Origin of the sequence: Pseudotamlana haliotis, assembly GCF_008806375.1 — a bacterium.
In the GTDB taxonomy this organism is placed as follows: domain Bacteria; phylum Bacteroidota; class Bacteroidia; order Flavobacteriales; family Flavobacteriaceae; genus Pseudotamlana; species Pseudotamlana haliotis.
The window spans coordinates 65,753-79,775 of record NZ_WAAT01000025.1; the positions used below are offsets into that span (position 1 = coordinate 65,753).

The 14,023-nt window shown below is 36.5% G+C and carries 9 protein-coding genes; 6 read left to right on the forward strand and 3 right to left on the reverse strand.

Annotated features, from left to right (window positions below):
• Nucleotides 1-2 precede the first annotated feature (2 nt).
• Complete coding sequence (locus tag F6U93_RS03625) at nt 3-626, forward strand: response regulator transcription factor (protein ID WP_150936933.1); 624 nt, start codon at nt 3-5, stop codon at nt 624-626.
• 75 nt (nt 627-701) lie between these two features.
• Here the strand turns inward: F6U93_RS03625 and F6U93_RS03630 are convergent, their stop codons facing one another.
• The 3 genes from F6U93_RS03630 to pflB form a co-directional block, all read right to left on the reverse strand.
• Nucleotides 702-2,204 carry a DUF3360 family protein gene (locus F6U93_RS03630; RefSeq protein WP_150936935.1) on the reverse strand — a complete coding sequence of 501 codons (1,503 nt, stop codon included), beginning with the start codon at nt 2,202-2,204 and terminating at the stop codon, nt 702-704.
• A gap of 217 nt (nt 2,205-2,421) precedes the next feature.
• Nucleotides 2,422-3,171 carry a pyruvate formate-lyase-activating protein gene (gene pflA, locus F6U93_RS03635; protein ID WP_225312548.1) on the reverse strand — a complete coding sequence of 250 codons (750 nt, stop codon included), beginning with the start codon at nt 3,169-3,171 and terminating at the stop codon, nt 2,422-2,424.
• A 93-nt stretch (nt 3,172-3,264) separates the two neighbouring features.
• A complete protein-coding gene (gene pflB / locus F6U93_RS03640; RefSeq protein WP_150936939.1) occupies nt 3,265-5,490 on the reverse strand; it encodes a formate C-acetyltransferase in 2,226 nt (741 codons plus the stop codon).
• Nucleotides 5,491-5,913: 423 nt separating this feature from the next.
• On the opposite strand from pflB, the gene F6U93_RS03645 reads away from it, so the two are divergent.
• The 5 genes from F6U93_RS03645 (at nt 5,914) to F6U93_RS03665 (ending at nt 13,921) form a co-directional block, all read left to right on the forward strand.
• On the forward strand, nt 5,914-7,686 hold the full coding sequence (locus F6U93_RS03645; protein WP_150936941.1) for an AMP-dependent synthetase/ligase: 1,773 nt from the start codon (nt 5,914-5,916) through the stop codon (nt 7,684-7,686).
• A gap of 114 nt (nt 7,687-7,800) precedes the next feature.
• Nucleotides 7,801-8,235 (forward strand): MarR family winged helix-turn-helix transcriptional regulator, encoded by a 435-nt coding sequence (locus F6U93_RS03650; RefSeq protein WP_150936943.1) that lies wholly within the window; start codon nt 7,801-7,803, stop codon nt 8,233-8,235.
• 18 nt (nt 8,236-8,253) lie between these two features.
• The gene (locus F6U93_RS03655) at nt 8,254-10,662 is read left to right on the forward strand and encodes a 3-hydroxyacyl-CoA dehydrogenase/enoyl-CoA hydratase family protein (protein WP_150936945.1); all 2,409 of its coding nucleotides are present in this window, start codon (nt 8,254-8,256) and stop codon (nt 10,660-10,662) included.
• A gap of 139 nt (nt 10,663-10,801) precedes the next feature.
• Nucleotides 10,802-11,992 (forward strand): acetyl-CoA C-acyltransferase, encoded by a 1,191-nt coding sequence (locus F6U93_RS03660; protein WP_150936947.1) that lies wholly within the window; start codon nt 10,802-10,804, stop codon nt 11,990-11,992.
• 126 nt (nt 11,993-12,118) lie between these two features.
• Entirely contained in the window at nt 12,119-13,921 is a 1,803-nt protein-coding gene (locus tag F6U93_RS03665) for an acyl-CoA dehydrogenase family protein (protein ID WP_150936949.1), read from the forward strand.
• Nucleotides 13,922-14,023: the final 102 nt, after the last annotated feature.

Genomic DNA, 14,023 nt, shown 5'->3' on the forward strand with positions numbered 1-14,023 from the left:
TCATGAAAACCACTATTATTCTTGCAGATGATCACCCTCTAATCCTAAATGGAACTAAAGGCGTTTTAGAAAAATTAGGTTACCATGTTATTGATACAGCCACAGATGGACAAACCGCTTATAACAAAATATTAAAGCTAAAACCCCATGTTGCTATTTTGGATTTTGATATGCCAAAGCTTAGCGGTATAGAGATTGCTAAAAACATAAAAAAAAATAACGTTCCTACGAAAACCATTATTCTTACATTACACAAGCAAGAATCTATACTTTCTGAAGTAGGCAAAGCCATTGAAGGATACATCACTAAAGATACGGCCTTAGAAGAATTAGAAGTCTGTATAAAACATATCATTTCGGGAGATACTTATACTAGCTCGAAACTTCAAAATTCTTTACATTTTGATGCCAAAACCAATAAAGATTTTAAACTATCTGCGAGCGAAATAAAAATATTAAAATATTTAGACCAAGATTTTACGAGTGCACAAATTGCTGAAGAATTGTTTATTTCAAAACGTACTGTAGAAAAACACCGAAGTAATATTATAAAAAAACTAGAATTAGATTCTTCTAGCCCTATGGCGCTTATCCTCTGGTTAAAAAATAATCCAGATCTTTTTTAAGAAACCGGTTTAGTTTATTATAAAACAAAACATATTGATGCCTACATACCTCAAAGAACTATTCAAGCACAATCCTTACAAATATCCTGAAATACCGTAAGTCCCTTCTAACATTCCTACAGCAAGCATAGCAATGATACAGATAATTAAAATACTTAGAGGAATAACATAACGATCTATAACAGACAGCCTTTTAGGACGCTCTAAATCACCTATTAATCCGTTATTATCTAAAAACATAGCTAAAGCCCAAGCTAGTACCGGGTTGGTAACCATTGCTGCAAAAATACAAATACCAGCTGCTTGCGCACAAGCACTTTCTTTTACCATTTGTATTCCAGCTTCAATCATTGGTAAAAATACACCAACCAATAACGCAATGCAACGTACTGGTGGCCAAATAGCTACATCCATTGGCGAACCTAGTATGGCGACACCCATAACCATTAACCCAAGAAGTATTGCTCCAGCAGGAATAGGTCGTTTTGCTATCGCGGCTGGTATCATATAAGTACCCCAAGACGACGTGATATTTCCACCACCAAGAGCCGTACCCACCATTTGCCGAAAAGAACACATAGTCATGGTATCATCTACATCCATAAGCACTTTTTCTGATTTTTTTGGGTAATTCATTTCTTGAAAAATACGGTGTCCTAAAAAATCAGGGGACCACATAGCTACCGCCAAAATAGCAAAAGGTAAAGATGCTACAAAATGCTGCATATTTGGCAATCCTAACATCCAACCTTCTTCTGTACTTCCCCACCAATAAATTGGACTTAAATTAGGGATCCCCATTTCGGTTGTAAAATGAAGGTCGAAACCTGCTCCTCCTATCAAAGCAGTTATTAAAGCAATAATCGCACAACCAGGTATGGACAACCATCTTTTTCCGATGCGGGCCAAAAGGCTATAAACTACAATAGTTATCCCTAAAATTACAAGACCTAAATATCCTAAGGAACCTGAGTGGGCAGTAGCATGTTCTAAGCCCATGCTCCAAGTTTGAATCGTTTTAATCTGACTTAAGCCTCCCGAAAATCCAAGAAAAATAAGTAATCCGCCAGCGACGCCCTTACTTGTTAAATTTACCAAACGCGAGCCGCCTTTAAAAAAACTAAGCAACAATCCAAATACCCCTATTAATATAGCTAAAGCTAATGGATGTGCGCCTGCTAAAGCGATACTGGCAATTAGCGGAATCATAGGCCCATGATTACCTGCTAAATTTGCTCTAGGATTAAAAAAACCTGAAGCAAAAATTACAAATAATAAAGCAGGAATAAGCATCTCAACACGAGTAACTTCTATAGCAAAGTCTTTACCAAGACTCACATGGCTCCAAGCTTCTGTTAAACCTTCTGCCCAAGCCATCATTACAGAAGAATACATAGCAATAATCCCAACGGTCCCAGCAAATGCAGGCACCAAATCTTCCCATTCAAAACTAAAATCTCTTCCAGGAAGGTTTAACCTAAAGCGTTTAGGTTTCATGATTTGTAATTCATGATTTAAATAATCAGATCGATTTTCAAATTCAGATGCAGGTTTGTGTAGGTCTTTATAGGTCTTCATTAAATTATTTATTTCTCCTACAAAAGTACCTTTCGTCCTTAGAAAATTTAATGATAAATATCAGTAAACATTAAATACCTAAATTATATTACAGACACCTAAATAAAAATAACTAAGCATTTATTTTAGATTATATGATGTTTAACAAACAAAAAAAACGATTTGAAAAATTTCAAATCGTTTTTTTTAAGTTGACTATAACTTCTATATAAAAAAATTAATTCACCTTAACCTCTTTAAAGTATCCCTTTAAAATCTCAACCGCAGCATCCAATTCTTCTTTTGTGTTTTCTCGAGCATCTTTCAATTCATAATCCCAACCTAAAGCTTCCCATTTATGGATACCGAGTTTATGGTACGGCTGAAGTTCAATTTTTTCAATGGTTTTGTAATCTTTGAAATGTTCACCTAATGCATGAAGCAATTCTGGCTTGTTTGTTATTCCCGGTATTAACACATAACGTAACCACATGGCTTTTTCCGAATCTTCGCGGTGTTTTGCAAAGGTTAACGCCGTTTTCATATTTCGCTGCCCTGTTAAGGCTTCATAACCTGCTTCGGTCATGTGTTTAATATCCAACATCACCAAATCGGCATAATCGTCTAAAAGTGATTTGGTAAAACTGTTTAGAATTCTTCCGTTAGTATCAATATTGGTATGAATACCTTCTTCTTTTAATCTTTTAAAGAAAGGCACCAAAGCTTTCGATTGTAGTAAAGGTTCGCCACCAGAAACGGTTACACCTCCTTTTTTTCCGAAATAAGGTTTCACTTTTAAAACCATATCTACTAATTCTTCAATTTCGTATGGTTTCCCACCAACGGTATCAATAGTATCTGGATTATGACAATACAAACATTTCAACTTGCAACCTTGTAAAAAAATAACAAAGCGAATACCAGGTCCGTCGTGGGTTCCAAAAGATTCTACAGAATGTACATTTAATATGTGGTCTTGATTTTTGATAACGTTCTAATTTAGATTAAAAAAATAAGCATCTGAAAAATACAGCTTTTATACTTCATTTCCAGATGCTTCCTCAAAATATAAATAAAAACTCTACATGGATTCGTGGAAAGAACGTGTGATTACCTCTAGTTGTTGTTCTCTTGTTAATCTCACAAAGTTAACGGCATAACCTGAAACTCGAATGGTTAATTGCGGATATTCCTCTGGGTGCTCCATAGCATCCATTAACATTTCTCTGTCCAACACATTCACATTCAAGTGCTGTGCATTTCTACTGAAATAACCATCAATAATCGTTGCTAAGTTGTCAATTCTATCATCTTCATTAGACCCTAATGATTTAGGAACCATTGAGAAGGTATTTGAAATACCATCTAACGAATCTTTATAATCGATTTTAGACACTGAGTTTAAAGAAGCAATAGCCCCGTTACAATCACGTCCGTGCATTGGGTTTGCTCCAGGAGCAAAAGGCACACCACTTGCTCTTCCATCTGGAGTAGCTCCTGTTTTCTTACCGTAAGACACGTTTGATGTAATTGTTAATACAGACATTGTTGGTTCTGCATTTTTATAAACTGGCAGTTGTTTCAGCTCGTTGTTAAAATCGGCTACAGCATTTGCAGCTAACGTATCTACACGATCGTCATCATTACCATACTTAGGAAACTCTCCTTCAATTTTGAAATCTACTGTTAAACCTTCTTCATTTCTAACAGGTTTTACCTTAGCGTATTTAATTGCTGAAAGTGAATCGGCTACAATAGATAAACCAGCAATACCATAAGCAATATTAATGCTTGGGTTGGTATCAATTAAAGCCATTTGAGCTTTTTCGTAGTAGTATTTGTCATGCATGTAATGAATAATGTTCATCGAATCATTGTACACACGTGCAACTTCTTTCATAGCAATTTTAAAATTAGCCATGACTTTATCGAAATCTAAGTACTCACAGTCGCAAGCTTCAATACCTTCAACCATAACTTTACCCGTATTTTCACAACGACCACCATTAACAGCTAACAATAATGTTTTAGCTAAGTTGGTACGTGCTCCAAAGAACTGAATTGACTTACCTAAACTTTGGTAGGATACGCAACAAGCAATACCATAATCATCTGAACCACGTTCTGCTCTCATCAAATTATCATTTTCAAACTGAATTGAAGAAGTATCAATAGCTACTTTTGCACAGTAATCTTTGAAATTCTGAGGCAATTCTTGAGACCATAAAATCGTCATATTAGGTTCTGGTGATGGCCCTAGGTTGTAAAGTGTATTTAAGAAACGGAAAGACGTTTTTGTTACTTTCGTTCTTCCATCTTCAAACATACCACCAATAGCCTCTGTTACCCAAGTTGGGTCTCCTGCGAAAATCTCATCGTAAGCAGACATTCTTAAGTGGCGCACCATACGTAATTTCATTACGAATTGATCGATATACTCTTGAGCTTCTTCTTCAGTAATGATTCCTGCTTTAAGATCATTTTCTATATAAATATCTAAAAATGTAGAGGTATTACCTAAAGACATTGCAGCACCATCTTGTTCTTTTACAGCGGCTAAATAGGCCATATAAGTCCATTGCACGGCTTCTTGAGCATTTTCAGCTGGACGACCTAATTCTAAATCGTATTTTGCCCCTAATTCAAGAATTTCATTTAAGGCTTTAATTTGGGAAGACACTTCTTCACGTAAACGAATCACAGATTCTGTCATTGGTCCGTTGATGTTCTCTAAATCCTTTTTCTTAGCTTCAATTAACGCGTTGATTCCGTAAAGAGCCACACGACGGTAATCACCAATAATTCTACCTCTAGCATAATTATCTGGCAATCCAGTTAAAAATCCTAAAGAACGGAATTTTCTAATTTCTGCATTATAAGCATCAAAAACACCATCATTATGGGTTTTTACGTATTTAGAAAATAATTCTGTTAAGTTGTCATTTGGTTTTACGCCTTGTTCTTGTAACGCTTTTTGAACCACTTTAAAACCTCCAAAAGGTTTCATGGCACGTTTCAACAATTCATCGGTTTGTAAACCAACGATAACTTCATTTTTTTTATCAATATAACCTGCTTCAAAAGCGCTAACCGTTGAAATAGTTTCAGTATCTACAGCACGAACTCCGTTTCTTTGGCGTTCCTCTTTGGTGGCAACTTTACAAACTTCCCATAAATTTTTAGTTTTTTCACTAGGTCCAACTAAAAATTGGTAAGTTCCATGATAAGGTGTAATGTTTTGAAATACAAAATCTCTAACATTAATTTCCTTAGTCCAAATTCCGTTTTTAAATTGTTTTACTTCCATGTTGATTTTATTAAAACTTTGAATATAATTTCTTTACTTTAATATGATTACAAAGATAGAACCGCATTAATAGTAATAAGATGACATTTGTCAGTTTACACGAATAATTACATTTGAAATTTCACGAAAACGTTTGATTTTAAAATATTTTATCGATGATATTTTAATTAATACAGCTTTTTACTTCAGAATTAAACAACTTTAATTAAATACCTGAACAATTCGTCATCATTTTAAACAAAATATTAATGAATTCACAAAAACAACTTAACAAATACTTGAATTGATGATATATTCATAATATTATAAGGCATATTTTCTGAAATAATTAACAATAGTTTGTCTAAACTTTGTAAATCTTATTTGAAAATATTGTTTAATTTCATACTTTGCAGTACACCACACTATTCTATAACTGTTAAGATGACTGAGATTACAAGATTATTTGATTTTCCTTACTACCAACTTGAAAACAAACCCATTGATTCTGCTTTGGTAACCAAATACCATGGCGAATGGGTAAAAACATCTACTCAAGAATATCTTGATAAAGCCAATGCGATTAGTCGTGCTTTACTAAAACTAGGTGTTAAAAAGGATGATAAAATTGCAGTTATCTCGTCGTCAAACAGAACAGAATGGAATATTTTAGACATTGGTGTTTTACAAATTGGCGCTCAAAATGTTCCGGTTTATCCAACTATTTCAGCTGAAGATTATGCCTATATTCTTAACCATAGCGAATCGATTTACTGCTTTGTTTCTGATGAAGAAGTTTTAGAAAAAGTGCTTCAAGTTAAAGACCAAACCGCACTGAAAGACATTTACTCTTTTAACCATATTAAGGGCTGCAAGCATTATTCTGAACTTCTAGAACTTGGTGCAGACACCTCAACTCAGGACGAGGTCGAAGCTAGAAAAGCAGCTGTACAACCTAACGATTTAGCTACAATCATTTATACCTCTGGAACTACTGGAAAACCTAAAGGGGTCATGCTTTCACATTGGAATATTACAAGCAATGTTTTAGCCAGCATGCCTAGAGTGCCTTTATCTGAAGGAAATACCAGAATATTAAGCTTTCTACCCATTTGCCATATTTTTGAGCGTTTACTTATTTATGTGTATCAACACACGGGAACTTCTATTTACTATGCTGAAGGTCTTGATAAAATAGCCGATAATGCCAAAGAGATAAAACCTAATTTAATGAGCGTGGTACCGCGACTATTAGAAAAGGTATACGACAAAATCATTGCTAAAGGCACTGAACTTACTGGAATCAAAAAAGCCTTATTCTTTTGGGCTGTGAGTTTAGGTGAAATCTGGGAACCTTATAGACAAAACGGAGCTTGGTACGAATTTAAACTTAGTATTGCTAATAAATTAATTTTCAGCAAATGGCGTGATGCTTTAGGTGGCGAGCTAACTACCATGGTTTCTGGTAGCGCCGCATTACAACCGCGATTAGCTAGAATATTTTGTGCTGCTGGTATGCAAATTATGGAGGGTTACGGACTTACAGAAACTTCGCCAGTAATATCAGTTGGAAAATATGCCGATTACATGTTCAAAATAGGCACGGTTGGGCAACCTCTAGAAAATGTTGAAGTTAAAATTGCTGAAGACGGCGAAATTTTAATAAAAGGACCAAATGTCATGCTAGGGTATTATAAAGACCAAGAGAAAACGGAAAGCGTAATGACCGGCGACTACTTTCACACAGGAGATAAAGGTGAAATTGATCCAGATGGTTTCTTAAAAATAACTGGACGGAAAAAGGAAATGTTTAAAACCTCTGGCGGAAAATATGTGATCCCTACCCTGCTGGAGAACGACTTGAAACGGTCTCGTTTTATTGAACAAGTGATGGTGATTGGTGAAGGCGAAAAAATGCCTGCCGCAATAATTCAACCAAATTTCGAATTTATTTCTGAATGGATTGAAAAAAAAGGCCATCAGGTAGAATTAACGAATGAGGCCATGGCCAATTCTGAAATCGTACAAGAACGCATTCAAAAAGAAATTGCGAAATGCAATAATAAGTTTGGTAAATGGGAACAAATCAAAGTCTTTAGGTTAACCCCTGATGAGTGGTCTATAAAATCACAACATCTTACTCCTACTATGAAAATGCGTCGTGATGTTATAAAAACACTCTATCACGATCTAATTGAACAAATATATAGACCGTAATCTACTAAAAACGAGTCTGTTTACTAAATTTAAAAAGCTGTTTTAAATTTTATTGTTTTTATTATGCGCGCATAATAAATTTTTCTATATTTGGGAAAACCATCCAAATATAACATGAAAGATAAGACCATTGATTATATATTAAGAACAACCTGGTTAACGGTTCAAAAAATGTATAATGAAGAAGCTGCGAAAATTGATAGCACCATGGCAACTGGGTTTACTTTACTCAGTATAGACCCCGAAAAAGGAACACCTTCAACATCATTAGGCCCCAAAATGGGTATGGAAGCCACAAGCCTATCCCGTATTCTTAAATCCATGGAAACCAAAGGGCTTATAGCCCGAAAACCGAATCCTGATGATGGTCGAGGTGTCATCATCACCTTAACCGATTTTGGCCTAGAAAAAAGAGACTTTTCTAGAGAGAAGGTACTCACTTTTAACGAAGCCATAAAAAAAGAAGTTTCAGAAGAACAACTAAACCACTTTTATGAAGTTGCTGAAATCATTAATAATATGGTTTGCAACAAAAAAATCTACAAATAATTCAACAGCTAAACTAAAATGAGCAAAAGAAGAATAAAAAAGATAGCCATTATTGGCTCTGGAATCATGGGTAGTGGTATTGCCTGCCATTTTGCTAATATTGGCGTAGAAGTACTTTTACTAGACATTATTCCTAGAGAACTTAATGATAAAGAAAAAGCGAAGGGCTTAACTTTAGAAGATAAAGCCGTTAGAAATCGCTTAGTAAACGAGGCCTTAGCGGCTTCAATAAAATCTAAACCGGCTCCACTTTACCACAAAAGTTTTGCCAATAGAATTAGCTCTGGAAACCTTGAAAATGACATCGCCAAAGTCGCTGATGCCGATTGGATTATGGAAGTGGTTATTGAAAGGTTAGACATCAAAAAACAAGTCTTTGAAAAACTTGAAAAACACAGAACCCCAGGTACACTTATTACGAGTAATACCTCGGGGATTCCAATAAAATTCATGAGTGAAGGCCGAAGTGAAGACTTTCAGAAACATTTCTGTGGCACCCACTTCTTCAACCCTGCCCGCTACTTAAGATTATTTGAAATTATCCCTGGCCCGAAAACTGATGCTTCTGTTTTAGAATTCTTAAATGGCTATGGGGAACAATTCCTTGGAAAAACTTCTGTGGTCGCAAAAGACACACCAGCCTTTATAGGGAATCGTATTGGAATTTTCAGCATCATGAGCTTGTTTCATACGGTTAAAGCTATGGACTTAACCGTTGAGGACGTTGATAAGTTAACAGGACCTGTGATTGGTAGACCTAAATCGGCCACTTTTAGAACCGTAGATGTTGTTGGTTTAGATACTTTAGTCCATGTAGCCAATGGTATAGAAGAAAACTGTAAAAATGATGAGCAATTAGCATTATTCAAACGCCCTGATTTCATCAATACTATGATGGAAAAAAATTGGCTAGGAAGTAAGACAGGCCAAGGTTTTTATAAGAAACAGGTGTCAAATGATGGTTCAAAAGAGATTTTATCCTTAGACCTCAACACGCTCGAATACCGCTCAAAAAAACGAGCTAAATTTGCTACCCTAGAGCTTACAAAGCCTATCGAAAAAGTCATCGACCGTTTTAAAATTTTAGTTTCTGGAAAGGATAAAGCCGGAGAATTCTACCGAAAAACATTTGCAGCCTTATTTGCTTACGTCTCACATAGAATCCCTGAAATTTCAGAAGATTTATATAAAATTGATGACGCCATGAAAGCTGGTTTTGGATGGGAACACGGTCCTTTCCAAATATGGGATGCCATTGGTGTTGAAAAAGGCTTAGACCTTATAAAAGCTGAAGGCTTAGAACCTGCCTCATGGGTAAACGACATGGTGGTATCAGGAAACACTTCTTTTTATAATGTTAAAAAAGGTGCTAGTTATTTTTATGATATTCCTTCTAAAGCCCAACAAAAAGTACCAGGGCAAGATGCCTTTATCATCTTAGACAATATTAGAAAGTCACATGAGGTCTTTAAAAACTCAGGCGTAGTGATTGAAGATTTAGGCGATGGCATTTTAAACTGTGAATTCCAATCTAAAATGAACACTATTGGTGGTGATGTTTTAGCAGGACTGAATAAAGCCGTTGATTTAGCCGAAAAAGATTTTGACGGTCTCGTTATAGGCAACCAAGGGGCTAACTTCTCCGTTGGTGCGAATATTGGCATGATATTCATGATGGCTGTTGAACAGGAATACGATGAATTAAATGCAGCCATAAAATATTTTCAAGACACGATGATGCGTATGCGTTATTCATCAATCCCAACAGTTTCTGCACCTCACGGCATGTCTTTAGGTGGAGCTTGTGAGTTATCCATGCACGCCGATAAAGTAGTTGCTGCTGCAGAAACTTATATCGGTTTAGTAGAATTTGGTGTAGGTGTGATTCCTGGTGGTGCTGGCTCCAAAGAAATGGCCTTACGCGCGTCAGACACCTTTAGAAAGGGTGATGTTGAATTAAATATTTTACAAGAATATTTCCTAACTATTGGAATGGCCAAAGTAGCCACTTCAGCTCATGAAGCTTTCGATTTAGGCATTCTTCAAAAAGGAAAAGATATTGTGGTAACCAATAAGGACAGGCAAATTGCAACAGCAAAAGCCCATGCTAGAATCTTAGCCGATGCCGGTTACACCATGCCTGTAAAACGTAAAGACGTCAAAGTACTCGGAAAACAAGCTTTAGGCATGTTTTTAGTTGGCACAGACTCTATGGAAGCAGCTAATTTCATCAGTGAACATGATCAAAAAATTGCTAACAAACTAGCGTATGTAATGGCTGGTGGTGATTTATCTGAACCTACTTTAGTTTCCGAACAATATTTATTAGATCTAGAACGTGAAGCCTTTTTAAGTTTATGTACAGAACGTAAAACCTTAGAACGCATTCAACACATGCTAAAAACAGGAAAACCACTTAGAAACTAATAGCCCCCTATCCCCCATAAGGGGAAACAAGTAAACGGGAAACTTAGATGTATAAACATGAACAGTTACAAATAAAATAACAAATAAAATCCTATTGACCCCTAATAGGTATTCCCCCTTCGGGGGCTAGGGGGCTAATATGAAACAAGCATATATAGTAAAAGCATATAGAACCGCAGTTGGAAAAGCTCCTAAAGGCGTTTTTCGTTTTAAAAGAACCGATGAATTAGCTGCTGAAACCATTCAGCATATGATGAAGGAATTACCTCAATTAGACAAAGATCGTATTGACGATGTCATTGTGGGTAACGCCATGCCTGAAGGTTCTCAAGGACTTAATATGGCACGTTTAATTTCCTTAATGGGACTAAACTCTGTGGAAGTTCCAGGGGTTACCGTAAACCGTTTTTGTTCTTCTGGAATTGAAACTATTGGTATTGCGACAGCCAAAATTCAAGCAGGGATGGCAGATTGTATTATAGCTGGTGGTGCTGAAAGCATGAGTGCTGTACCAATGACGGGCTATAAACCTGAGTTAAACTATGATATTGTAAAGGCTGGTCATGAAGATTATTATTGGGGTATGGGAAATACCGCCGAGGCTGTTGCCAATCAGTTTAAGGTTTCTCGAGAAGATCAAGATGAGTTTGCTTATAACTCACACATGAAAGCACTGAAGGCTCAAGCTGAAGATCGTTTTCAAGATCAAATTGTTCCTATTGATGTAAACGAAACCTATATTGATTCTAGCGGAAAAAAAGCCACAAAATCATATACAGTTACTAAAGATGAAGGGCCTCGTGCAGGAACCAGTTTAGAAGCCTTGTCAAAATTACGTGCTGTTTTCGCTCAAGGCGGAAGTGTTACTGCAGGAAATTCATCTCAAATGAGTGATGGGGCTGCTTTTGTAATGGTTATGAGTGAAGATTTGGTAAAAGAACTTAACCTAGAACCCATTGCAAGATTGGTAAACTACGCTGCCGCAGGTGTAGAGCCCCGAATTATGGGCATAGGCCCTGTAAAAGCGATTCCGAAAGCCTTAAAACAAGCAGGATTACAGCAGTCAGATTTAGAACTCATCGAGCTCAACGAAGCTTTTGCTTCTCAAGCACTTGCTGTAATTAGAGAACTTGAACTAAACCCAGATATCGTTAACGTTAACGGTGGGGCTATTGCCTTAGGTCATCCTCTAGGATGTACAGGTGCCAAACTCTCTGTACAATTATTTGATGAAATGCGAAAACGAAACATGACAGGTAAATACGGCGCAGTAACCATGTGCGTTGGAACCGGTCAAGGGGCCTGCGGTATTTTTGAGTTTTTGAAATAGGAGCCCCTCCTAACCTCCCCAAAAGGGAGGAAATATTATAAAAACAACGACATTTAAACTAAAGTATAATTAAAAAACACCCCATAACAATACTCCCCCTCTTGGGGAGATAGAGGGGGCTAAATTATGGAAAAAGACATTTTACGTGGCGGCCAATTCTTAGTAAAAGAAATTGATTGCGAAGATATTTTCACTCCTGAAGATTTTAATGAAGATCAGCTTATGATGAAAGAAGCTGTTACCGAATTTATAGATCGCGAAGTTTGGCCTAAAAAACCACAATTTGAACAAAAAGACTATGCCTTAACGGAATCCTGTATGCGCAAAGCAGCAGACCTTGGCTTTTTAAGTATTGCAGTACCGGAAGAATATGGAGGTATGGGACTTGGATTTGTCGATACCATGTTGGTTTGTGACTATATTTCGGGAGCAACAGGTTCTTTTAGTACTGCTTTTGGTGCCCACACAGGTATTGGAACCCTACCAATCACCTTATATGGTACCGAAGAACAAAAACAAAAATATGTACCAAAACTCGCTTCAGGCGAATGGTTTGGCGCTTATTGCTTGACTGAACCTAGTGCGGGTAGTGATGCCAACTCTGGAAAAACAAAAGCCGTACTTTCCGAAGATGGCAAATCCTATAAAATTACAGGACAGAAAATGTGGATTTCAAATGCTGGATTCTGTAGTTTAATGATTGTATTTGCGCGTATTGAAGATGACAAAAACATCACTGGTTTTATAGTTGAATACGACCCTGAAAACCCAAATGGCATTACCCTAGGTGAAGAAGAGCACAAACTTGGTATACGTGCCTCTTCAACACGTCAAGTATTTTATAATGACACCGTTGTTCCTGTTGAAAACATGCTATCGACACGAGGGAATGGTTTTAAAATCGCCATGAATGCCTTAAACGTAGGACGTATAAAATTAGCCGCAGCCTGTTTAGATGCCCAACGTCGTGTTATCACAGAATCAGTGAAATATGCAAACGACCGCGTTCAGTTTAAAGTACCTATCTCTAGTTTTGGGGCTATTCGTCAGAAAATTGCCGAAATGGCTACCAACTGTTGGGTAGGCGAAGCCGCAAGTTATCGTGCCGCAAAAAACATTGAAGACCGCATTGAACTAAGAAAAAACAATGGAAAAGACACCCCGCAAGAAGCTGAATTAAAAGGTGTTGAAGAGTATGCTATAGAATGTTCTATTCTGAAAGTTGCTGTCTCTGAATTTGCTCAAAAATGTACCGATGAAGGCATTCAAATCTTTGGTGGTATGGGTTTTTCAGAAGATACACCAATAGAATCAGCTTGGCGTGATGCACGTATATCAAGAATTTATGAAGGCACCAATGAAATTAACCGCATGTTATCTATTGGCATGCTCATTAAAAAGGCGATGAAAGGTCACGTTGATCTTTTAACACCTGCTATGGCAGTAAAAGAAGAATTAATGGGTATTCCGTCTTTTGATACACCAGATTACTCTGAGTTATTTTCAGAAGAAAAAAATATCATCAAAAACTTGAAAAAATTATTTTTAATGGTTGCCGGTGCTACTTTAGAAAAATACGGTGAAAAAATTGAACAACAACAGCAACTTATGTTAGCAGCGTCTGATATTTTAATTCAAATTTATATGGCAGAATCTGCCATTCTCCGTGCCGAAAAAATGGCCAAGAAAAACGGAGCAGAAAAAGTAAAAGCACAGATAGCCATGGCGCAGCTTAATTTATTCCATGCTATTGATGTCATCGAAACTGCAGGAAAACATTCTATTATATCATTCTCTACAGGCGACGAACAACGTATGATGCTTATGGGCTTAAAACGTTACATCAAGTATGTTAACATGCCAAACATTATAGAATTAAGAAACATCATTGCTGGAAGCGTAATTGAGGAAAATAAATATTGCTTTTAGCAAAAATTATAAGTATTTTTAAATTAGTGACTAACTCAATTTACAAAAACGCTTCGGTAATTAAGATCGAGGCGTTTTTATTTCGTTATTTTTAATCGTCCG